At 45.9% G+C, this 20,660-nt stretch carries 21 protein-coding genes; 8 read left to right on the forward strand and 13 right to left on the reverse strand.

The genetic code is table 11. From position 1 onward, the window contains the following. Positions 1–26: 26 nt before the first annotated feature. Positions 27–2,285, reverse strand: a complete 2,259-nt coding sequence (fabD, locus tag NYE62_RS12445) for an ACP S-malonyltransferase (protein ID WP_144664008.1) — start codon at positions 2,283–2,285, stop codon at positions 27–29. A 734-nt stretch (positions 2,286–3,019) separates the two neighbouring features. Between fabD and loaP the strand changes: the two genes are divergently transcribed. Beyond that, positions 3,020–3,550: an antiterminator LoaP gene (gene loaP / locus NYE62_RS12450; protein ID WP_007408401.1), complete on the forward strand. Its 531-nt coding sequence runs from the start codon at positions 3,020–3,022 to the stop codon at positions 3,548–3,550. Positions 3,551–3,884: 334 nt separating this feature from the next. On the opposite strand, the gene NYE62_RS12455 is transcribed toward loaP, so the two are convergent. After that, positions 3,885–4,763, reverse strand: a complete 879-nt coding sequence (locus NYE62_RS12455) for a LysR family transcriptional regulator (RefSeq protein ID WP_042635338.1) — start codon at positions 4,761–4,763, stop codon at positions 3,885–3,887. A gap of 138 nt (positions 4,764–4,901) precedes the next feature. On the opposite strand from NYE62_RS12455, the gene NYE62_RS12460 reads away from it, so the two are divergent. From NYE62_RS12460 to NYE62_RS12470, 3 genes are all read left to right on the forward strand, one after another. Continuing rightward, positions 4,902–5,225 carry a GlpM family protein gene (locus NYE62_RS12460; RefSeq protein WP_342496973.1) on the forward strand — a complete coding sequence of 108 codons (324 nt, stop codon included), beginning with the start codon at positions 4,902–4,904 and terminating at the stop codon, positions 5,223–5,225. Between the two features lie 139 nt (positions 5,226–5,364). Continuing rightward, the gene (gene namA, locus NYE62_RS12465) at positions 5,365–6,381 is read left to right on the forward strand and encodes an NADPH dehydrogenase NamA (protein WP_003153250.1); all 1,017 of its coding nucleotides are present in this window, start codon (positions 5,365–5,367) and stop codon (positions 6,379–6,381) included. A gap of 113 nt (positions 6,382–6,494) precedes the next feature. After that, the gene (locus NYE62_RS12470; RefSeq protein WP_038459097.1) at positions 6,495–7,268 is read left to right on the forward strand and encodes an alpha/beta hydrolase; all 774 of its coding nucleotides are present in this window, start codon (positions 6,495–6,497) and stop codon (positions 7,266–7,268) included. 49 nt (positions 7,269–7,317) lie between these two features. Here NYE62_RS12470 and rpmG read toward each other — a convergent pair whose 3' ends face one another. Together rpmG and rnz are read right to left on the reverse strand one after the other, a co-directional pair. Next, complete coding sequence (gene rpmG, locus NYE62_RS12475) at positions 7,318–7,467, reverse strand: 50S ribosomal protein L33 (protein WP_003153246.1); 150 nt, start codon at positions 7,465–7,467, stop codon at positions 7,318–7,320. Between the two features lie 78 nt (positions 7,468–7,545). Then, positions 7,546–8,472 carry a ribonuclease Z gene (gene rnz / locus NYE62_RS12480; protein ID WP_062623522.1) on the reverse strand — a complete coding sequence of 309 codons (927 nt, stop codon included), beginning with the start codon at positions 8,470–8,472 and terminating at the stop codon, positions 7,546–7,548. A gap of 208 nt (positions 8,473–8,680) precedes the next feature. On the opposite strand from rnz, the gene zwf reads away from it, so the two are divergent. Then, the gene (gene zwf, locus NYE62_RS12485; RefSeq protein WP_003153243.1) at positions 8,681–10,150 is read left to right on the forward strand and encodes a glucose-6-phosphate dehydrogenase; all 1,470 of its coding nucleotides are present in this window, start codon (positions 8,681–8,683) and stop codon (positions 10,148–10,150) included. 89 nt (positions 10,151–10,239) lie between these two features. On the opposite strand, the gene gndA is transcribed toward zwf, so the two are convergent. Together gndA and NYE62_RS12495 are read right to left on the reverse strand one after the other, a co-directional pair. Next, positions 10,240–11,649, reverse strand: coding sequence for an NADP-dependent phosphogluconate dehydrogenase (gene gndA, locus NYE62_RS12490; RefSeq protein ID WP_003153241.1), 1,410 nt, complete (start codon positions 11,647–11,649; stop codon positions 10,240–10,242). Positions 11,650–11,757: 108 nt separating this feature from the next. Beyond that, positions 11,758–13,002, reverse strand: a complete 1,245-nt coding sequence (locus tag NYE62_RS12495) for a DNA polymerase IV (RefSeq protein WP_012117936.1) — start codon at positions 13,000–13,002, stop codon at positions 11,758–11,760. Positions 13,003–13,077: 75 nt separating this feature from the next. Here NYE62_RS12495 and NYE62_RS12500 point away from each other — a divergent pair, with 75 nt between their 5' ends. Both NYE62_RS12500 and NYE62_RS12505 read left to right on the forward strand, forming a co-directional pair. After that, positions 13,078–13,359: a hypothetical protein gene (locus NYE62_RS12500; protein ID WP_003153239.1), complete on the forward strand. Its 282-nt coding sequence runs from the start codon at positions 13,078–13,080 to the stop codon at positions 13,357–13,359. Between the two features lie 32 nt (positions 13,360–13,391). Continuing rightward, complete coding sequence (locus tag NYE62_RS12505; RefSeq protein ID WP_007408393.1) at positions 13,392–14,228, forward strand: membrane protein insertase YidC; 837 nt, start codon at positions 13,392–13,394, stop codon at positions 14,226–14,228. 111 nt (positions 14,229–14,339) lie between these two features. On the opposite strand, the gene NYE62_RS12510 is transcribed toward NYE62_RS12505, so the two are convergent. The 3 genes from NYE62_RS12510 to mce are packed head-to-tail and all read right to left on the reverse strand — an operon-like array spanning position 14,340 to position 17,410. Beyond that, the gene (locus tag NYE62_RS12510; RefSeq protein ID WP_003153237.1) at positions 14,340–15,455 is read right to left on the reverse strand and encodes a tripeptidase T; all 1,116 of its coding nucleotides are present in this window, start codon (positions 15,453–15,455) and stop codon (positions 14,340–14,342) included. Between the two features lie 16 nt (positions 15,456–15,471). After that, complete coding sequence (locus tag NYE62_RS12515; RefSeq protein WP_096335158.1) at positions 15,472–16,989, reverse strand: acyl-CoA carboxylase subunit beta; 1,518 nt, start codon at positions 16,987–16,989, stop codon at positions 15,472–15,474. Further along, entirely contained in the window at positions 16,982–17,410 is a 429-nt protein-coding gene (gene mce / locus NYE62_RS12520; protein ID WP_015240172.1) for a methylmalonyl-CoA epimerase, read from the reverse strand. Before mce ends, NYE62_RS12515 begins: the two co-directional genes overlap by 8 nt. 93 nt (positions 17,411–17,503) lie before the next feature. Between mce and prli42 the strand changes: the two genes are divergently transcribed. After that, positions 17,504–17,599 carry a stressosome-associated protein Prli42 gene (prli42, locus tag NYE62_RS12525; protein ID WP_007408390.1) on the forward strand — a complete coding sequence of 32 codons (96 nt, stop codon included), beginning with the start codon at positions 17,504–17,506 and terminating at the stop codon, positions 17,597–17,599. Between the two features lie 13 nt (positions 17,600–17,612). On the opposite strand, the gene NYE62_RS12530 is transcribed toward prli42, so the two are convergent. The 4 genes from NYE62_RS12530 to NYE62_RS12545 form a co-directional block, all read right to left on the reverse strand. After that, positions 17,613–18,143 carry a L,D-transpeptidase gene (locus NYE62_RS12530; protein ID WP_014305372.1) on the reverse strand — a complete coding sequence of 177 codons (531 nt, stop codon included), beginning with the start codon at positions 18,141–18,143 and terminating at the stop codon, positions 17,613–17,615. Between the two features lie 69 nt (positions 18,144–18,212). Continuing rightward, positions 18,213–19,166 carry an aromatic acid exporter family protein gene (locus NYE62_RS12535; RefSeq protein WP_007408388.1) on the reverse strand — a complete coding sequence of 318 codons (954 nt, stop codon included), beginning with the start codon at positions 19,164–19,166 and terminating at the stop codon, positions 18,213–18,215. A 76-nt stretch (positions 19,167–19,242) separates the two neighbouring features. Further along, positions 19,243–19,965, reverse strand: coding sequence for an amino acid ABC transporter ATP-binding protein (locus tag NYE62_RS12540; protein WP_012117941.1), 723 nt, complete (start codon positions 19,963–19,965; stop codon positions 19,243–19,245). Next, positions 19,958–20,617: an amino acid ABC transporter permease gene (locus NYE62_RS12545; protein ID WP_003153227.1), complete on the reverse strand. Its 660-nt coding sequence runs from the start codon at positions 20,615–20,617 to the stop codon at positions 19,958–19,960. Before NYE62_RS12545 ends, NYE62_RS12540 begins: the two co-directional genes overlap by 8 nt. Positions 20,618–20,660 lie beyond the last annotated feature (43 nt).

Below are 20,660 nucleotides of genomic sequence, written 5' to 3' on the forward strand. Positions count from 1 at the left end.
AGAAAAAATGTAATGGCTGGTCATACTCAGCCTGTAATCGATACCAGCCTTTGCGCAAGAAGGCCGGCTGTTTCTTCCATGAGCTGTTTGCCGATCAGATCGACATGCCTGTTTCTCCAATTTTCAAGCGGGGTTCCTTTCACCCATTGATTAAACGCGCCGAGCGCAGGGCCGCAATGAATTTGGTAATCTATTTTACTTTCGCTTTTTCCTTCCAGAGCGAGCCTTGTCGTATGAGAAAAATACCATTTAAATACCATCGCCATTTTGTGTTTCGGATTCTGTTCGGCTTTGGCGATCTGCTCAGGAGATTTATCACGTTTCAACTGCTCATACACTTCTTCAAAACCGCACTGGAAATACTTTTCTTCAATTAATATTTTCGTTTTTTCATCTATTTCATCTAAAGAATTGTATTGTCTGTACAAGTCAAAGAGTTTATTGGCTCTTGCCGGGAAAAACAGGCCTTTTTTCAGCACCTGCACCCTTGCTCCCGCTTCAAACATATCTCCTGCGGGAGCGTATGACGTATCCTGCACGTTCGCTTCCTGAAGCAGATCTTTCACTGAATCACTTGTCCCGGCTTCGACCGTGCATTGATTAATAGAACCGGTTCCGATAAATTCGGCGCCGAGCAGAAACGCGGCAGCAGCCGCTTCCGGAGTGCCGATGCCGCCCGCTGCGCCGATTCTTACTTTTTTCGCATAACCGTGCTTCTCCATCATGCGGTCTCTGAGTCTGATCATGGCAGGCATTAATGTATACGGAATCCCTTGGTCGGTATGCCCTCCTGAATCCGCTTCAACGCAAATGTCATCAGCCATCGGAATTTCTTTTGCAAGCGCCGCTTCCCCGGCTGTCAGCCGATTGTCAGACACAAGTCTTTCCAGCACATGAGCCGGAGCCGGATTCAGAAAGGCCTCAGCGACTTCAGGCCGGGATACTTTCGCGATGATTCTGTTTTGAACTGACACCGACCCGTCATGATTCCTGCTTAGTCCCCTTGCCCTGTATATAACAAGAGCGGGGGTTATGCCCATAAATGCCGATGCTTCAATAAGATGAATGCCGTTTTTCAAATATAAATCTATCATTCTGACTTCCTTGTCAGGTGACATCATATGATGAAGAAGATTCATTCCGAATGTTTCCCCTTGCCGCAGTGCAGACCGGATGGTTCCGATGGCCTGTCCGATCCGTTCGATACTCAATCCGCCCGTTCCGAAAAAGCCCAGCATTCCCGCTTTTGCCGCTTTAATGACCATCTGTTCCGAAGCAATTCCCCTGTACATGGAGCCCGTCATGTAAGCATATTGGATGTTATAATCTTTTTTAAAATCTTCGTTCCCTAATCTCATTCCCGCCGTTTTTTGCGGATCAGCTGCCGATGCTTTAACATCAGCAGTATCAGACTCTTCTTTCGGCATAGGTAATGGGACGGCATCTTTTTTAATCTGACGCGTCAGTTTTGTCAGCACTTCCCCGGGCCCGACTTCTGCAATTTCATTATTTTCAAGTCCCATCAGACGGCGTATCGTGTCCGTCCACTTTACCTGATTGGTCATTTGCAAAGTCAGATTTGTTTTGATTTCATCATTCTTATAAGGTGCGGCATGAAGATTTGAGATCACCGGAAAACGAAGAGGCAAAAACGCCGTTTCTTCTAAATAATCCGCGAACTCTTTTTCAGCATCTTTCATATAGCGGGAATGGAAGGCGCCGCTCACATTTAAAGGAAGGTACATTCTCACGCCGGCTTTTTCAAAGACGGGGCCCGCTTTTTCAATGTCTTGTTTCGTTCCGGCGATCACAATTTGCGAAGGTGAATTGTGATTAGCGATATCAATGCCGGTCAGATGATAATCGGATAGAACCTCTTTTACTTGTTCAGCCGTAAACCCCAAAACCGCTGCCATGCCTCCGGGAGCTGCCTTGCTCATGAGCTCCCCTCTTTTTTTTACAAGCTGCAAACCGGTCTCAAAATCAAAGCAGCCGGCCGCAAATAACGCATTATATTCTCCTAAACTGTGCCCTGCGGCGTAATCAGGCTCTCTGCCGGACTCTTTCATTTTCTTTAAATAACTGAGTGCACTCACCGTATATAACGCCGGCTGGGTAAATTGCGTTTTCCCCAGCTGGTGATTCGGATCCTCCAGACACAATTCTTCTATAGAGTAGCCTAATATGTCATCAGCCTGACGTGTCAGATCTTGAAATTCATCAAACAGTCCGGCTCCCATTCCTTTAAATTGAGAACCCTGCCCCGGGAACACAAACGTAAGCATCTTATCCTCATCCTTTCCGCATCGCCAATTTTGTACATCACATGTGGATCTCCATACAAAAACGTCTCTTATTTCATATATTGACTGGTGTAAACACCGGCATAAAAATAAAAACACAAACGCGTTTGCGATTCAGCAAAGGTTTAAAAATCGCAAACGCATTGTGTTTTCCTTTTCTAACATAATTTATATAAAGACATCTTGCTTGTTTACTGAATGTTTCGCATGACAAGCTGCAGTGCCAATATGCCCGAAAACAGCCATGACGGCACACTTCTCCCTTATCATGTATATGTAGATATATACACTACAATCATTTTTATAATCCCTATTTCCTCTTCAACGTGCCGAAACAGCGATTGAAATTTAATAGGTGCTTTACATCAATTTAATAAATTTAACAAATAGTTGCTATTTAAAGAGAATAATATCAATTTATAGATAATAATGTCAAGGATTTATTTCGTTATTTTCTGACATTTATTCCACAGTTTTATGTTCGGTGGACAGTCGGCATAATTGTTTCGGGATAAATGTCAGATAATTCCCTGAACCCTTTTCATGTCAAAGAAAATTTCATCGCTTCTCTGTCAATTGGGTCTATACTTATTTTTCATTTTCATATATTATGTAAAAAAAAGACGAATTAGAAAAATTTTTAATCACTTTAAATACTATCCATTAAATACTTTCTTTGTATAATAATTTCTTATTATTCTAAGGAGGACCCAGTCATGAAATGGTACGCACTTTTTGTAGAGTCCGGAAAAGAAGAAACAGTTCAAAAATTTCTGCGTCTGCAGTTTGATGAGCAGGCTCTCTACTCAATCATACCCAAGAAAAAAGTCACAGAACGAAAAGCCGGAATCAAATACGAGGCACTCAAAAAGATGTTTCCGGGATATGTGCTGTTTAAAACGAAGATGACAGAGCGGACATTTCATAAAATCAAAGAACTCCCCATTTCATGCAGAATCGTGAATAACGGCGCATATTATTCCAAAGAGCGTAAAACCTATTTCACGACAATTAAGGATGAAGAAATCCTCCCTATCATTAGGCTGATCGGAGAAGGAGACACTGTAGATTATTCAAAAGTCTATATTGAAAATTCAAAAGTAACCGTTGCCTCAGGGCCTCTTAAAGGAATGGAAGGCATTATTAAAAAGATCGATAAAAGAAAAAGACGCGCCAAAATCTGCCTGTCTTTTATGGGACTGGACAAAATGGTCAACGTCGGAATTGAAGTGCTCTCCAAACCCTAGCATTTCAAAAAAAGCATCAACAGCATGTGCCGTTGATGCCCTTTTTATATACAAACGAAAGCCCGACACCGAAATAACCCCGCTCACCACCGTCACGGTCAAACTTTTTGACATAGTTGACCTGAAGCCGGGCTGCGCCCATGAGGCAAAATCACATTTAGGGGAAGATACATTTTAATCAAGAGCGGTGAATTGACGGTTGAGCTTGATGACGAAAAGCATGTGCTGACTTCGGGCGATGCCGCACAGTTATTTTAATTCCTCGGATGAACCGGTGACATATTTTATGCTGGTCTACTATGCTGAACCGGCTTAAACGGTTCATCAGGCTTCTTCAGACAGAAGCCTGACGGACCGCAACCCATTCTTGTATGCATTGAATCAGTTTCTGGACAGAAGGTGTCTGCGTCTCCTTTGCATGAGCTGTCAAAATGCCGAGCTGCCTGGAGACATACCGGTCAAACCGTTTGATGAGCACATCACAATCATTCACCAAAAGCTGCGGCAAGATGCTGATCCCCAGATTGTTCCGCACCATTGCAATAATCGCTTCATCCCCTCTGATTTGATAAGCGACCCGCGGCGTAATCTTTTCTTCCTTCAGCACTTTCAGCACATCAAAATGTGTCTCCGGATAAGGCACGATACATTTGACGGACTCCATGACATGTAACGGAACCGTTTCACATTGCGCCAATTCATGCTGCGGGCTCATCACCGCTACAATCGGATCCTCGGCCAACGGGTAAAAATGCCACTTCTCGCTGTGGGATGTCCCGATCGCCGCATCAATCCGGTCATCTTTCAGCCATTCTTCCAGTTCAGTAGAATTTCCTTCAAACAAATGCACCTTAATGGAAGGATACAGCTCATTAAATTCCCTCAAAATTTTCGGCAGCCATTTTACCGCCACGCTCGTAACAGTGCCGAGCCGGACTTCCCCTCTTTCTAACCCATTAATATTATCAACGGTTTGAGACAGTTTTTCATAGTTTTTTTGAATTTCCTTCATAATATGTAACACTTTCAAGCCATTTGCGGTGGGCCTCACTCCATGCCGCTGTCTGATCAAAAGCGGAAAACCGTACTCTTCCTCTAATTTACTGATCATTTGGCTGATGTTCGGCTGTGTGTAATTCAATATGGCAGCGGCTTGGGTCAGGCTGCCGCTTTCAACCGTTTTAATAAAGGCTAAATGCTTCTTTAAATCCAACCGGCTTCATCTCCCAGATATCATTCTTTATTATCCAATGCATTAGTTATATTTAGTTTACTTATACATCAATCAAAAATAAAATGGCAATGTTTCCATCATTATACTTGATCACAAACAGAAGGTGAGCGTTTCAGCATGAGTTTTCTCATTCAATTTTTTATCGGCGGCACCGTTATGGTGGCCGCCGCGTATTTAAGCAAGTCGAAATACTTATTTTTATCAGGCGTTGTCACATTGCTGCCGATCATGACGTTACTGAATATTCATATGCAGCTGAAAAATATGAGCCCCAACGATTTCAGAGCCGCTCAAAAAAACGGAATATTCGGTGCCTTCGGCGCAGTGATCTTCATCAGCAGTATTTTCATCCTGACAAACTGGTTCAAAGGAGGCCACGCAGTCATCGGTGCGTTTCTCATCTATATTTGCTATATGATCGGCTGTAAATGCCTATTATGAAGATACGGCCCCGATGTGTATAAAAAAATGCCCGTCCAGAACAATAAGAACGATGTGTTCGGTTGTGAGCAGTTTATATGACTGAATGATCATGAGTTGTTATAATCAATGTCTAAAAACATTCCGGGAGGCGAAATAAATGGCGAGAAAATTATTCACACCATGGACCGTTAAAGATGTAACGATCAAAAACCGTATTGTTATGGCACCGATGTGCATGTATTCCTCACATGAGAAGGACGGAAAACTGCAGCCTTTTCATATGGCGCACTACATATCGCGTGCAATCGGACAGGTCGGCCTGATTATCGTGGAAGCGACAGCCGTTAATCCGCAGGGGCGCATTTCCGATCAGGATTTGGGCATTTGGAGCGATGATCATATCGAAGGTTTTGCCAAACTGACGGAACAAGTGAAAGCGCAAGGATCTAAAATCGGCATTCAGCTTGCGCACGCCGGACGTAAAGCTGAGCTTGAGGGAGACATTTACGCTCCGTCAGCCATTCCGTTCGATGAGCAGTCCAAAACACCGGCTGAAATGACGACAGAACAAATTAAAGAAACCATTCAGGAATTCAAACAGGCAGCGGCGCGCGCGAAAGAAGCCGGCTTTGACATTATTGAACTTCATGCGGCACACGGCTACTTAATGCACGAATTTCTGTCCCCTCTGTCCAATCACCGTACAGACGAATACGGAGGCTCACATGAAAATCGCTACCGCTTCTTAGGCGAGACCATTGAAGCCGTCAAGGAAGTCTGGGACGGCCCGTTATTTGTCCGTATTTCTGCATCGGATTATACAGACAAAGGGCTGGACATTGCGGATCATATCGGTTTTGCGAAGTGGATGAAAGAACAGGGAGTCGACCTCATTGATTGCAGCTCAGGCGCACTCGTTCAAGCTGATATTAACGTCTTCCCCGGCTACCAAGTGAGCTTTGCGGAGAAAATCCGTGAACAGGCCGAAATCGCAACAGGCGCCGTCGGTTTGATAACGACGGGAACAATGGCCGAAGAAATTCTGCAAAACAACCGCGCTGACCTTATTTTTGTCGCGAGAGAACTTCTGCGCGATCCGCATTTTGCAAGGAGTGCAGCGAAGCAGCTGAATACTGAAATACCGTCACCGGTTCAATACGACAGAGCATGGTGATGAAGTGACAGCCGGAGTTTTTCGATCCGGCTGTCTCTTTTTTTATTTTTTGAGAAACGATTGCCGAAGCTTCTCCGTCTTCCCTATAGAACCAATTAGAGGGGATGACTCCAATGAAAGCAGCATGGATGGAAAGGACATATCTGATTGACGGGTGTCCGTTTTATACGAAACACCGTAAAGGCGCCGGCGAAGTGACGATCGTCTTTGAAGCCGGTTACGGCACTTCTTCTGAAACATGGACATCATTACTCGCTGACATAGATGAAGAATTTGGGGTTTTCACATATGACAGAGCCGGAATCGGCAAAAGCGGACAAAGCCGAAACAAGAGAACGGCGGACCACATGGTACAGGAATTAAACACTCTTCTTCTGAAGGCCGGCGTCAAGCCTCCTTATCTTGTCGTCTCGCATTCATACGGCGCGATTATCAGCAGACTTTGGGCGAGCCGGAACCGCCGGGATATTCTCGGGATGGTGATGCTTGATCCGGTTTCTGAGGATCAGGAGACGAAAGTGCTTCCGCTTCTTCCCGAAGAAATGAAAGCCGCCTATTTGAAACAATTCATATTGGAAGGATCACACGCGGAATTTTTGACGAGCCTTCGTCAGATCAAGCATCAGCAGATTCATTTCGGCGATATGCCGCTGTTGATTTTATCATCGGGAGAGCGGGATGAGCGCTTAAAGCACGCTCATGAACAATGGGTGAAACTGCACAGAAGCATGCTTGATGTCTCTTATCAAAGCGGATGGATTCAGGCCAAAAACAGTTCTCATGCCATTCACCACGATGAACCGCACATCGTCCACCTTGCCATTTATGATGTTTGGTGCGCGGTGCGCCAGCAAATGAATGCTCCTGCCTATCAGGCGGTAAACTGATAAAACAAAAGCCATTGTGCAACGACACAATGGCTTTTGTTATCGTGATCTATTTTGTCTCACGATGCAAAGTATACTTTTTCAACCGGGGTGAATACTTTTTCATTTCTAACCGGTCCGGATTCGTCCGTTTGTTCTTCGTCGTAATATAATTTCTGTCCCCTGTCTCTGTACAGGCCAATGTAACATTCACACGCATCATTTTCACCCCTTATACAAATCGTAATTATTACGCTTTATTATATCTCATCAGAAAAAAATGTCAAGCGTCCATTTTTTAAGACCGCTCCACAGTGACCTCCATGAAGTCAAATGCGATCTTACTGTTTTCAAACACCGCTTTCGCCTCATGTTCGAGACGCTCTATCGGCGATTCACCCTGATACCTTGCGCTGATATGAGTTAAGATCAGCTGTTTGGCGCCTGCTTTTTTTGCCGTTTGCGCAGCCTGTTCTGTCGTCGCGTGATAATAATTATGTGCGAGCTTTGCATCTTCCTTGGCAAACGTCGCTTCATGAACAAGCACATCCGCATTGCGCGCCAGCTCCGTTACCCGCTCTGATGCCCTCGTATCCCCGGAAAAAGCGACGATTCTCCCTTTTTTCGGCGGTTCCAAAAAATCCTTCCCGTTGATTATTCTGCCATCGTCAAGTGTGACCGTTTCGCCTTTTTTGATTTTCTGATAGACGGGTCCGGGCGGGATATTCATTTCTTTCAATCTGCCGGCCTGCAATGCGCCGGGAATATCCTTTTCCTGAACCCGGTAGCCGAACGCTTCCACGCCGTGAATGACGGATGCTGCGGTAACAATGAATTGCTCATCTTCAAAAACCGTCCCCTCTTCGATTTCATGTACAGTAAGAGGATACGTCAGATGAGTCGCCGTCACGTTCAGGCTTGTTTCGATAAAGGCTTTAATGCCTTTTGGCCCGTAAATCGTCAGCTCTTCTTCACCGCCCTGAAATGAACGGCTCCCCAACAGACCCGGAAGACCGTAAACATGGTCGCCGTGAAGGTGGGTGATGAAAATCTTTTCAATTTTCCTCGGTTTGATTGTTGTATGTAATATCTGATGCTGAGTGGCTTCTCCGCAATCAAACAGCCATACGGAACGCCTTTCTTCAAGAAGCTTCAGCGCGACGGACGTTACATTTCTCGTCTTTGCCGGCATGCCGGCCCCCGTCCCTAAAAATAATAATTCCACAATGCTTCCTCCTAGATCTTTGTACTACTAAGGATACAGGATCAGGCTGAAAATGTGAATTCACCCGGGCCTTCTCCGGCCTGATTAATTTTTTTCCGCAAACCGCAAAAAACAGGCTGAAATGTTTGCTTTCAACGAATTTTAGATTTAAAATGAAGGAAATATGCGGGGTTTTAAACCATGCTTCAGATAAAGTGAGGTACTCTAAGTGAAAACAAACGACAAACCAAAAGCAGTAATTGTAATATTTGGTGCCACAGGGGATTTGGCAAAACGAAAACTTTACCCATCCATTCACCGTTTATATAAAAATGGTCAAATTGGTGAAGAGTTTGCAGTTGTAGGTGTTGGAAGAAGACCTTGGTCAAACGAGGACCTCCGGGAAACCGTTAAAACGTCTGTTTCTTCTGCCGGGCAAAAAGACATAGACGATTTCACATCTCATTTTTATTACCATCCGTTTGATGTAACGAATCCGGGTTCCTATCAGGAGCTGAATGTCCTGCTTGATCAGCTTGAACATACATATGAAATCCCGAACAACAGAATGTTTTACTTGGCGATGGCTCCTGAGTTTTTCGGCACGATCGCAAAATCACTTAAAAACGAAGGTGTCACAGCGACAAATGGCTGGTCCCGTCTCGTCATTGAAAAACCGTTCGGCCATGACCTGCCGAGTGCGAAAGAGCTTAACAAAGAAATACGCGAAGCTTTCACGGAAGATCAAATTTACCGGATCGACCATTACTTAGGCAAACAAATGGTTCAAAATATCGAAGTCATCCGGTTTGCGAATGCGCTGTTTGAGCCGCTGTGGAATAACCGCTACATCTCAAACATCCAGATTACGTCAAGTGAGGATCTCGGCGTTGAGGATCGTGCGAGATATTATGAGAAATCAGGCGCACTCCGTGATATGGTTCAAAACCATATTTTACAAATGGTCGCTCTCTTGGCGATGGAACCGCCGATTAAACTGAACACGGAAGAAATCCGCAGCGAAAAAGTGAAGGTGCTGAGAGCTCTCCGCCCTGTCGCCCCAAACGAAGTGAGCGACTACTTCGTCCGCGGACAATACCAAGCGGGAACGATTGACGGAAACTCCGTACCAAGCTATACAGATGAGCATAATGTAGCACCGGATTCCAATACGGAAACATTCGTGTCCGGAAAGCTGTTGATCGATAACTTCCGCTGGGCCGGCGTTCCGTTTTATATCCGCACAGGGAAACGGATGAAAGAAAAATCAACGAAAATCGTCGTTCAATTTAAAGACATTCCGATGAACCTTTATTACGGCAATGAAACGAATGTAAATCCGAACCTGCTTGTCATCCATATTCAGCCGGATGAAGGCATTACACTATATCTGAATGCTAAAAAATTAGGCGGAGCCGCTCATGCTCAGCCGATTAAGCTGGACTACTGCAGCAACTGCAGTGATGAAATGAACACACCGGAAGCCTATGAAAAATTAATCCATGACTGTCTGCTCGGTGATGCGACAAACTTTGCCCATTGGGACGAAGTGGCGCTTTCATGGAATTTCGTCGATGCGATTTCCGAAACGTGGGCAGCCGACAAAACCCTTTCTCCGAATTATGAAGCCGGGTCAATGGGACCGAAAGCTTCGGACGATCTTCTTGAAAAAGACGGTCTCCACTGGTGGAATATATAAGAAAATATCAAAAACCGCGGCGCCGTTCATGACGGCCCGCGGTTTTTAATATCAGAAAAGCCCCCGCAATAACTGCGGGGGCTTCTTCATTACTTCATCCATTCAGTATGGAAAATACCTTCTTTATCTGTGCGTTCATACGTATGCGCGCCGAAGTAATCACGCTGCGCTTGGATCAAGTTTGCAGGAAGCACTGCCGTACGGTAGCTGTCGTAATACGCAAGTGCGCTTGAGAACGAAGGTACCGGCACGCCTTGGGCTACGGCAAGTGAAATCACTTGGCGAAGGGCGCCTTGGTAGCTTTCTGCAATGTTTTTGAAGTAGCTGTCTAACAGCAGGTTGTCAAGCTCCGGTTCACGGTCATATGCGTCTTTGATCTTTTGCAGGAACGCCGCGCGGATGATACAGCCGCCGCGGAAGATCATCGCGATTTCACCGTATTTCAGATCCCAGTTATATTCTTCAGACGCGGCTTTCATTTGGGCGAAGCCTTGTGCGTAAGAACAGATTTTACTCATGAAGAGCGCTTTTCTGACCGCTTCAATCAGCTCTTCTTTATTTTCAGTGACCGGCTTAACGTCTGGTCCGGACAGTAGGCCGCTTGCTTTCACACGCTCTTCTTTCATTGCGGAAATGAAACGCGCAAAAACAGATTCAGTGATAATCGGAAGCGGCACGCCTAAGTCAAGAGCGCTTTGGCTTGTCCATTTACCCGTTCCTTTTTGGCCTGCTTTATCAAGGATGACATCAACAAGCGGTTTGCCCGTTTCTTCATCTTTTTTAGTGAAAATGTCAGCCGTGATTTCGATCAGATAGCTGTCAAGCTCTCCTTTGTTCCACTCAGCGAATACTTCGTGAAGCTCTTCGGCAGACAATCCGAGCACCTGTTTCAGAATGAAATATGACTCAGAGATCAGCTGCATGTCACCGTATTCAATACCGTTGTGCACCATTTTTACATAGTGCCCCGCTCCGTCCGGGCCGATGTATGTCGTACAAGCTTCTCCGTCCACTTTAGCAGAAATGGCTTCTAAAATCGGTTTTACGAGTTCGTGCGCTTCCTTTTGGCCGCCCGGCATAATAGAAGGCCCTTTCAGCGCTCCCTCTTCACCGCCTGATACACCCGTTCCGATAAAGTGAATGCCGCTTTCGGCAAGCTCTTTGTTCCGGCGCTGTGTATCTTTATAGTATGTATTTCCGCCGTCAATCAAAATATCGTCTTTTTCCAGATGAGGAAGAAGAGATTGAATCGTCGCATCCGTTGCAGTTCCCGCTTTAACCATTAATAAAATTTTACGGGGTGTTTCAAGAGACTGGACAAACTCCTCAATGCTGTATGTACCGACAACATTTTTGCCTTTTGCCTCTTCTAAAAACTCTTCCGTTTTGCTGCTTGATCTGTTGTATACAGACACAGAAAATCCCCGGCTTTCGATGTTAAGAGCCAGATTTTTACCCATTACCGCAAGACCGATAACTCCGATTTGTTGTTTTGACATATTCTAACGTCCCTTCTTCAAACGTTTAACCATTTTAAAATTTAAATTAAAATAAAATGATATTTATACTAAAGAAATTATCATACATAACCCCTTTTTTCAAGTTATTCACCTTTTCTTTTCATCCTGGAAAAAGTCTCTGTTAAAGCTCGTTCCCCTTGTTTTGCTTTCTTCTTTTTTTATAACGGCGCCTTTTCTGATCAGGTTTTGGCCGTACTTTTCATTCAGCTCGTTCATCATCTGAAAAATCGGCTCATCCTTTGCGTCCTCCTTGAATGAAAACAGATCAAGCTGTTTATACGCCTGCTGTTTTTCAACCAGTTCCGTTCCGGTGATGCCGAGAAGCCTTACCGGGTTTTGGTTCCAGTGCTTGTCAAACAGTTCCATCGCCGCTTCCATGATGTCTTTTTTCTGATCAGCCGGATTGCTGAGGGTCATGCTTCTTGTGACTGTTTTCCAATCCGCATACCGAATCATGATGAACAGCCGGCAGGCCATGACCTCCTTACGCTGGAGCCGTTCGCTCACAGACAGCGCGAGCCGGTCAAACACGCCCGTTAATTCATCCCAGTCAGCCGAATCATGCGACAGGGTGGATGAGTTGCCGACGCTTTTAAATTCATAAATCCGCTCGGGATTGACTTCTGCAGGATGGATGCCGTTCGCTTTATCCTTCAGCCTCGGGCCGTTTATGCCGAGAAGCGTTTTCAGCGCATGTTCATCTCCTTTTGCCAAATCACCGATCGTTTTGATGCCGAGCGTTTTTATTTTTTCCGCAGTTTTCGTTCCTATACCGTGCATCTCTTCAATCGGAAGAGGCCATAATACGTCCGGCAGCTCTCTTTTTCTTAAAATGGTGATGCCGAGCGGTTTTTTCATGTCAGAAGCCATTTTAGCGAGAAATTTATTCGGGGCGATGCCGATGCTTGACGGAAGCAGAAGCTCTTTTTGCAGTCTCGCCTGAATGTCTTCGGCTGTCTCATACGCCCTGTGGCTGTGCGGTGTGTCCGTAATATCCATGTATCCTTCATCAATAGAAACAGGCTCGACTAAATCCGTATACTCCCTCAGAATGCTGAACATTTCTTTTGACGAACTCCGGTAGCGGTCAAAATTCGGAGGCACGACGATGAGTTCCGGACAGAGGCGTTTTGCCCGCCACACCGGCATGGTGGTCTTTACGCCCCGCGCTCTCGCTTCATAGCTGCAGGTGACGATGATTCCTTTCCGTTCCTTCACGTTTCCGGCAACGGCGATAGGTTTTCCTCTTAAAGACGGATCATACGCCATTTCTACGGAGGCATAAAAACTGTTCATATCGATATGAAATATAATTCTCCCTTTTCCGGCCACTCCCGGCGCCTCCTTTCCTTTCATAGACAACCTTATATATATGTAGTAAAATAAGAGCTGAATGGATGTGATAAAATGATTCTTGAGTCAATGAATGACTTTTTATTTTTAGTCGATTTTTTCACAATTATTCTTCCCGCTCTGACCGCGATCGGCATCGCTTTTCTTTTGCGTGAGCGCCGCGCAGGCGAGCATTGGAGAACGAAACGAATAGATGAACATCAAGCAGTCGTTCAGCTGAACCGAACAGACTTTCTTATTATTATATATCATCGCATTACAACTTGGATACGTAAAGTCATCCGCATGAATTCACCGGCGAATGATGATGAAGATGTCAGCTTCCTCCTTTTATAACGGCAAGTGAAGATAAAAAGGAGGAGACATAATTGTCTAAAACATATCAAAAATGGATCGCATTCGGATTGTTTTTTATCGTACTGTGCACAGGCCGCTCGGCTTTTGCGGCGACATCTCAGACTCAGACGGGAGGCCTCGGGAATATCGGTTTTTTCCACGATTACCTGATCGAGCCGTTTTCGGCACTTTTAAAAGGTGTGGCGGGCCTGTTCCACGGTGAGTACGGATTGTCGATTATTCTGGTGACGATTATCGTCCGGATCGTTGTATTGCCTTTGTTTGTGAACCAATTTAAGAAACAGCGGGTGTTCCAGGAAAAAATGGCTGTGATCAAACCGCAGGTCGACAGCATTCAGGCTAAAATGAAACAAACGAAAGATGCGGAGAAACAAAAAGAACTGCAAATGGAAATGATGAAGCTTTACCGTGAGCACAATCTGAATCCGATGGCAATGGGATGTCTTCCGATGCTGGTGCAATTCCCGATTTTGATCGGTTTTTATTACGCCATCCGCTCAACGCCGGAAATCGCTTCACACTCATTTCTGTGGTTCAGCTTAGGGCATTCTGATATTCTTGTATCACTGTGCGCGGGGGCCATGTATTTCTTACAGGCTTATATTTCCCAAAAATTAAACGAGAAATATTCACCGGCTGCTCAAAATCCGGCCGCGATGCAGTCAGCAAAAATCATGGTCTTTATTTTCCCTGTCATGATGACCGTTTTTTCACTTAACGTACCGGCTGCGCTGCCGCTTTACTGGTTTACAAGCGGACTGTTTTTGACAGTGCAGAATGTACTTTTACAGCAGACGCATCATAAAAAGAAACAAGCTGCGGCTCAGGCGGAGCCCGCCAAATCATAATACTGAAACCCTGCCCGAACTATCCGGCAGGGTTTTTTTCTTGTATCTGCAAGGCTTTAAACCAATTATCATGAAGAATGAAAAGCACCCAATCAACTGGGTGCTTCGTTTTTAGTTGGCCGCTGTTTCGATAATGGCAACGACCATTTCCGCCGTTTTGACGAGCTCTTCAATCGGCATTTTTTCATTTTTCGTATGGATTTGTTCATAGCCTACTGACAGGTTGACTGTCGGAATGCCGTGGCCGGCAATGACGTTTGCGTCACTTCCGCCGCCGCTTGTCTGAAGTTCGCTCGGCCGGCCGATTTTTGCCGCCGCTTTTTTCGCGACTTCCACAACCTGATCGCCGTCCTGATATTTGAAACCCGGATACATAACCGCGATGTCCACTTCCGCGCGGCCTCCCATCTCAGCTGCAGCAGATTCGAAAGCTTCTTTCATTTTCTGCACTTGCGCTTCCATTTTTTCAGGCACTAATGAACGCGCTTCAGCCAGAATATCAACCTGGTCGCAGACGATATTGGTTTGCGTGCCGCCTTCGAAACGTCCGATATTAGCCGTTGTTTCTTTATCAATACGGCCGAGCGGCATTTTAGAGATAGCTTTTGATGCGATTGTAATCGCGGAGATGCCTTTTTCCGGTTCTACCCCCGCATGAGCCGTTTTCCCGAAAATGGTTGCTCTCACTTTCGCTTGTGTCGGCGCGGCTACAATAATGTTGCCGACTTTTCCGTCTGAATCAAGCGCAAAACCGTATTTCGCGGTAATGTCTGAACGATCCATTGCTTTTGCCCCGACTAATCCCGATTCTTCTCCGGCCGTGATAATGAATTCAATGGTGCCGTGCTCGATGTTTTGTTCTTTCAGCACTTTAATGGCTTCAAACATTGCGGCAAGACCCGTCTTATCATCAGCGCCGAGAATCGTCGTGCCGTCGGATTTTACATAGCCGTCTTCCACAATCGGCTTAACGCCTTTGCCCGGGACAACCGTGTCCATATGCGATGTGAAATAAATCGTATCCGCATCTTTTGTGCCCTTTAACGTACAGATTAAGTTGCCGGCTCCATGCCCCGTCACTTCTTTTGTATCATCTTCTTTTACGCTCAATCCTAAATCAGTGAATTTTTGTTTAAGCACCTTGCTGATTTCCGCTTCATGTTTTGTCTCTGAATCAATTTGAACGAGTTCAAGAAATTCTTCAAGCAGACGTTTTTCGTTTACCATTTTCAGTTCCCTCCGTTTAAAGCGGTATATTACCGTGCTTTTTTTTCGGTCTTTCCTCTTCCTTATGCGCAAGCATGTCAAATGCCTGAATCAATTTTTTCCTCGAGTCTTCCGGCCGGATGATATCATCCACCATTCCGCAGGCCGCCGCTTTATACGGACCGGCGTTTTCCTTTTCGTATATGGCTTTTTTTTCGCGCTTCGTTTTCTCCGGGTCGTCAGAAGCCTGTATGTCTCTGCTGTATAAAATCGACGCCGCGCCTTCCGCTCCCATCACGGCGATTTCCGCATTGGGCCAGGCGAATACAAGATCTGCCCCGAGCCCTTTCGAATTCATGGCGACATAGGCGCCTCCGTAAGCTTTTCTGATGATGAGCGTCACTTTCGGCACCGTCGCTTCGGCAAAAGCATACAGCAATTTTGCTCCGTGACGGATGATTCCCGCATGTTCCTGCTGAAGGCCCGGAAGAAACCCAGGAACATCAGCGATCGTCAATAGCGGAATATGAAACGCGTCACAAAAACGGATGAATCTCGACGCTTTGTCAGCAGCATCAATCGTGAGGCTCCCCGCCAAGTGTTTCGGCTGGTTTGCGACAACACCGACTGTACGCCGTCCGAGTTTCAGAAAACCGACAGCAATGTTTTTGCCAAAATACGGCTGAATGTCAAAAAACGTTCCGTCATCCGCCAGCTCTTTTATTACCTGTAACACATCGTAAGGTTTCGAACTGTCCGCGGGAACGAGGGTGTTTAATAACGGTCTGGCGTCTTCCTTTTTAACGGGCAATGCCGTCTGTCCGCCGTGCGGGAGATAAGAAAGCAGGGTTTTCACAGCGGAAAGAGCCTCTTTTTCCGTTCGTGCGGAATAGTGGGCATTTCCGCTTATCACATTATGTATTCCCGCACCGCCTAAACTTTCCGCGTCAATCTGTTCACCCGTCACCTGTTCAATGACTTTCGGGCCTGTAATAAACATGTGCGACGTATGTTCCGCCATAATCACAAAATCCGTCAATGCGGGTGAATAAACAGCACCGCCGGCACACGGCCCAAGGATGACAGAAATTTGCGGAATCACTCCCGAGTAAAGGACGTTGCGCCTAAAGATATGACCGTATCCATTTAATGATACCACACCCTCTTGAATTCTCGCACCACCTGAGTCGTTCAGCCCGATGATCGGAGTTTTATTTTTCGCCGCCAGATCCATTACCGCCGCGATTTTTTCCGCATGTGTCTCGCCGAGCGTCCCGCCGAGTACGGTAAAGTCATGGGCAAACAAATACACGGGCCGTCCGTCAATTGTGCCGTATCCGGTAACAACGCCGTCTCCCGGAGCATTCTGGCACCCGGGCATGCGGCTTTTGGCAAACGGCTGCAGCTCTGAAAAACTGTCTTCATCCAATAAATAGTCAATTCTTTCTCTTGCCGTCAGCTTGCCTTTTTTGTGCTGTTTTTCATTTTTTTCCGCTCCGCCGCCGTTTGTTAAAAAGGAACGTCTTTCATTTAAGTGTCTGATATGATCACTCATGCTCATCTTGAGTTTCTCCTTTTTCAATTGTTTCACAAAGCTCAATCAGGACCCCGTTCGCCTCTTTTGGAGAGAGAAATGCGATCTTCTTCCCGCCCGCTCCGTTTTGCGGTTCATGATGGATCAAAGTCATGCGGCATGCTTCAAGCTCCTTGATCGTTTCCTTCATATCGGCGCAGCGGAATGCCAAATGATGCAGCCCTTCGCCTCTTTTCTGTAAAAAAGAGCTGACGGGAGACGCGTCCGACAGCGGCTCAATCAGCTCAAGCTTTGTGCCTCCCGCCTCTAAAAAAGCAACTCTCACATTTTGGCCGCTTACCAGCTCGTCTCCCATATACGTAAGCCCGAGCATCCGTTCGTAAAATCCTCTCGCAGCTTCAATAGAGCTGACGGCAATGCCGACATGATCAAGTTTTTTCATAGCGCGGCCACCTGCTTTCCGCCATAGGATATGGCTTGTTCATACAAGCAAAACACGTTAAAATGATAGACAGTAATCTTAAGGAGTGAAACAATGTCTCAAAAATTTATGAAAAGCGCCGTTATCGTCATTTTGGGCGTATTTATACTTTCAACCCTCCTCTCAGGCATTATGATGTATTTGCGTTAAAAAAGCAGGCGCCTCATTGCAAGGGGGTTTCCTGCTTTTTTATGAGGGCTTTCCGCTCTATTGCAATGTCCTCGAATGAGCGGTTTTCTTTTGTAATCAATACTTTCGTTCCGGGAGGGATAATCCGGAAAATACGGATGACATCCCGGTTTTTCATACGGATGCAGCCGTTTGAAACAAACCCCCCGATCAGCTCTTCTCTGTTTGTTCCGTGAATGCCGTATATCCTGCCGTCGGTGCCTTTCGCGTCAAAACCGATCCAGCGGACGCCGAGCGGGTTTTCCGGCGCGCCTCCCTCTACATTTTTCTTCCGGTAATACGGATTGACGGCTTTGACCGTTACCGTAAATTCTCCTTCAGGCGTCAAATCATCCGTTTTTCCCGTCGCCACCTGATAAATGCCTTCTATTCGGTTATCCTTCACAACAGCAAGCGCATTTGTGGCTTTATTGACGATAATATAAGGGTCACCCGGCAAAGGGTTCGCGCCAAGCGGCCAAAGCGGTGACAGCAGCAGGACGGCTGACAATAAAAAAAATCGCATGGGCTCCCCTCCTTTTTTCATTAGAATGACCAATGAAAGGAGGACTCATGCGATTGATCCATATGTTTTTTACAGCTTGATGCCTTTGAAATAACTTTTAATCACAAGATATTGTTCCATCTCACCGAGGAGGTGGAACAAAGCCGCCCGCGCTTCAAACTCCTCGCGCGTTGCCGGGAGCGGCATTTCTTCAAATTCCGTTCTCATTTCTGCAAGTCTTTTTAAAAATTTATGAGCGGTATTGCCGGGGTGAATGGCTTCCCTTAATTCATGGATGAAATGGGCGATTATTTTGCCCTGCTCCACCGTTATTGAAATAGAGGTAATCTTCGGCAGCAGCCGTTCAATGATTTCAAATTGTTTCTGTCTCATCTTAAAATAATGATAGTAAAGATTTTCATGGCGCAAAATATGATTCTGAACGTCCCGATAGGCGAGGTTTTTCGCCTCTTGAATCATCTGATGCGTCTCCGGTATTTCCTTCCCCGACCAATCTTGCTCACCAGTTAACAAATACCGTTCGATTTCGGCGAAGATGACGGAAAAGTTGTCCTCAATTTTTTTCCGGTACGCCGCGAGTTTTCTGTCGAGGCTCGGCATATACAGATTCATTAACAGCGCGACGCCGATACCTACGGTGATCAGCTGGAACTCATTCCAGATAAACGCCATCGTAATGCCGCCGGACATGTATAAATGAAGAATGATTACTGAGCTGGTGACGATCCCTTCGTTTATTTTTAAAACGACTGTAGTCGGAATGAACAGCACCAGCAATATTCCGATCGCAAACGGATAATAGCCGATCAGCCCGAAAAAGACATATGAGAAGACGATCGCCAATAAACAGGCGGCAAATCGGGCCCACGAGGCCTGAAGCGACCGCTTTTGCGTAATCTGGATGCACAATATGGTGATGATTCCTGCGGATGCGAAGTTTTGCAGATGCAACAGCTGGGCTAAATAAATGGCCAGCGCCGTTCCAAGTGCGGTCTTTAGTGTGCGGTAACCGATTTTAAACATTGCTTGCTCCATTCTGTTTGTTTCTTTCTCAAAAAAAAGAAGAAGAGCATTCTTCTTCTTTTCTTCCAGTTATATTTTATAATATTTTTTCTAAAAAGTCCTGTGCTCTTTTTGACTTCGGAGAAAGAAAAAATTCTTCCGGCTGCCCGTCTTCCACGATCGTCCCTTCATCCATGAATAATACGCGGTCTGCCACTTCTTTGGCAAATCCCATTTCGTGCGTTACGATCACCATCGTCATGCCCGTCTGCGCGAGCTCTTTCATCACCTCAAGAACTTCTTTGACCATTTCCGGGTCAAGAGCCGAGGTCGGTTCATCAAACAGCATGATGTCAGGATTCATGGCAAGCGCCCGCGCGATGGCGACCCGCTGCTTCTGTCCGCCTGACAAACGGTTCGGATAGTCGTTCCGTTTGTCAAGCAGTCCGACTTTTTCAAGGAGGGCGCACGCCTTTTCCTCCGCCTCGTTTTTAGACTCTTTCTTCACGCTGACCGGCGCGTATGTGATATTTTCAAGCACCGTTTTATGAGGAAACAAATGAAAATGCTGAAATACCATGCCGATATTTTCCCGCACTTTCAGTTTATTCGTTTTAGCTGCGGTAATTTCATTTTCTTTAATGGCAATCGTTCCGCCGCTCGGGGTTTCCAGCAGATTTAAGCAGCGCAGAAACGTTGATTTGCCGGAACCGGAAGGGCCGATGACAGCGACGACTTCCCCTTCTTCGATCTGTGTTGAAATGTTTTTCAGTACTTCATGTTTCCCGAATGATTTTGACAGGTTGTCGACCTTAATCATTGGCTTTCAGCTTCCTTTCTACGCCTTTTCCGATGAATGCTAAGATCAAAACGAGCACGTAATAGATTAAGCCCGCCACAATAAGAGGTTCTAAATAGTTGTATGTTGCGGCGCCGGACTGGTAGGCCCGTCTCATAATGTCGCCAAGACCGATAACTGTGACGATCGCCGATTCTTTCGTTAAGGTGATTAATTCGTTAATAATAGCCGGAGAAATGTTTTTAAACGCCTGCGGCAGCAGCAGATCTTTCATCATTTTTCCGTACGGCACGCCGAGAGCGACGGCAGCCTCTTTTTGTCCTTTGTCAATTGCGTTGATTCCCGCTCTGATAATTTCAGAGACGTAAGCGGCTGAATTGAGCGATAATGCGGTGACCGCCGCCCAAAATTGATCGATCTGAAAGCCGAGGAGCTGCGGCATACCAAAATAGATGATCATCAGCTGCAGCACGAGCGGTGTGCCGCGGAATATCGAAGTATAAAAATCCGCAATCCATTTCAGCGGACTGATCGTGCTGATTTTAAATAAGCTGAGCACGATGCCTAATACAAGACCGATGACCGCCGAAACGAGCACAATTTTCAATGTGACCGCAAGGCCTTCCAATATAAAAGGAATTTGGGGGATTGTTGCTGAGAAATCCAAATTCATACGTGTGATCTCCTTTGTCTTTATTCAAGATAAAAAGCTCAAC

Origin of the sequence: Bacillus sp. FSL K6-2861 (genome assembly GCF_038630725.1) — a bacterium.
GTDB lineage: Bacteria > Bacillota > Bacilli > Bacillales > Bacillaceae > Bacillus > Bacillus velezensis.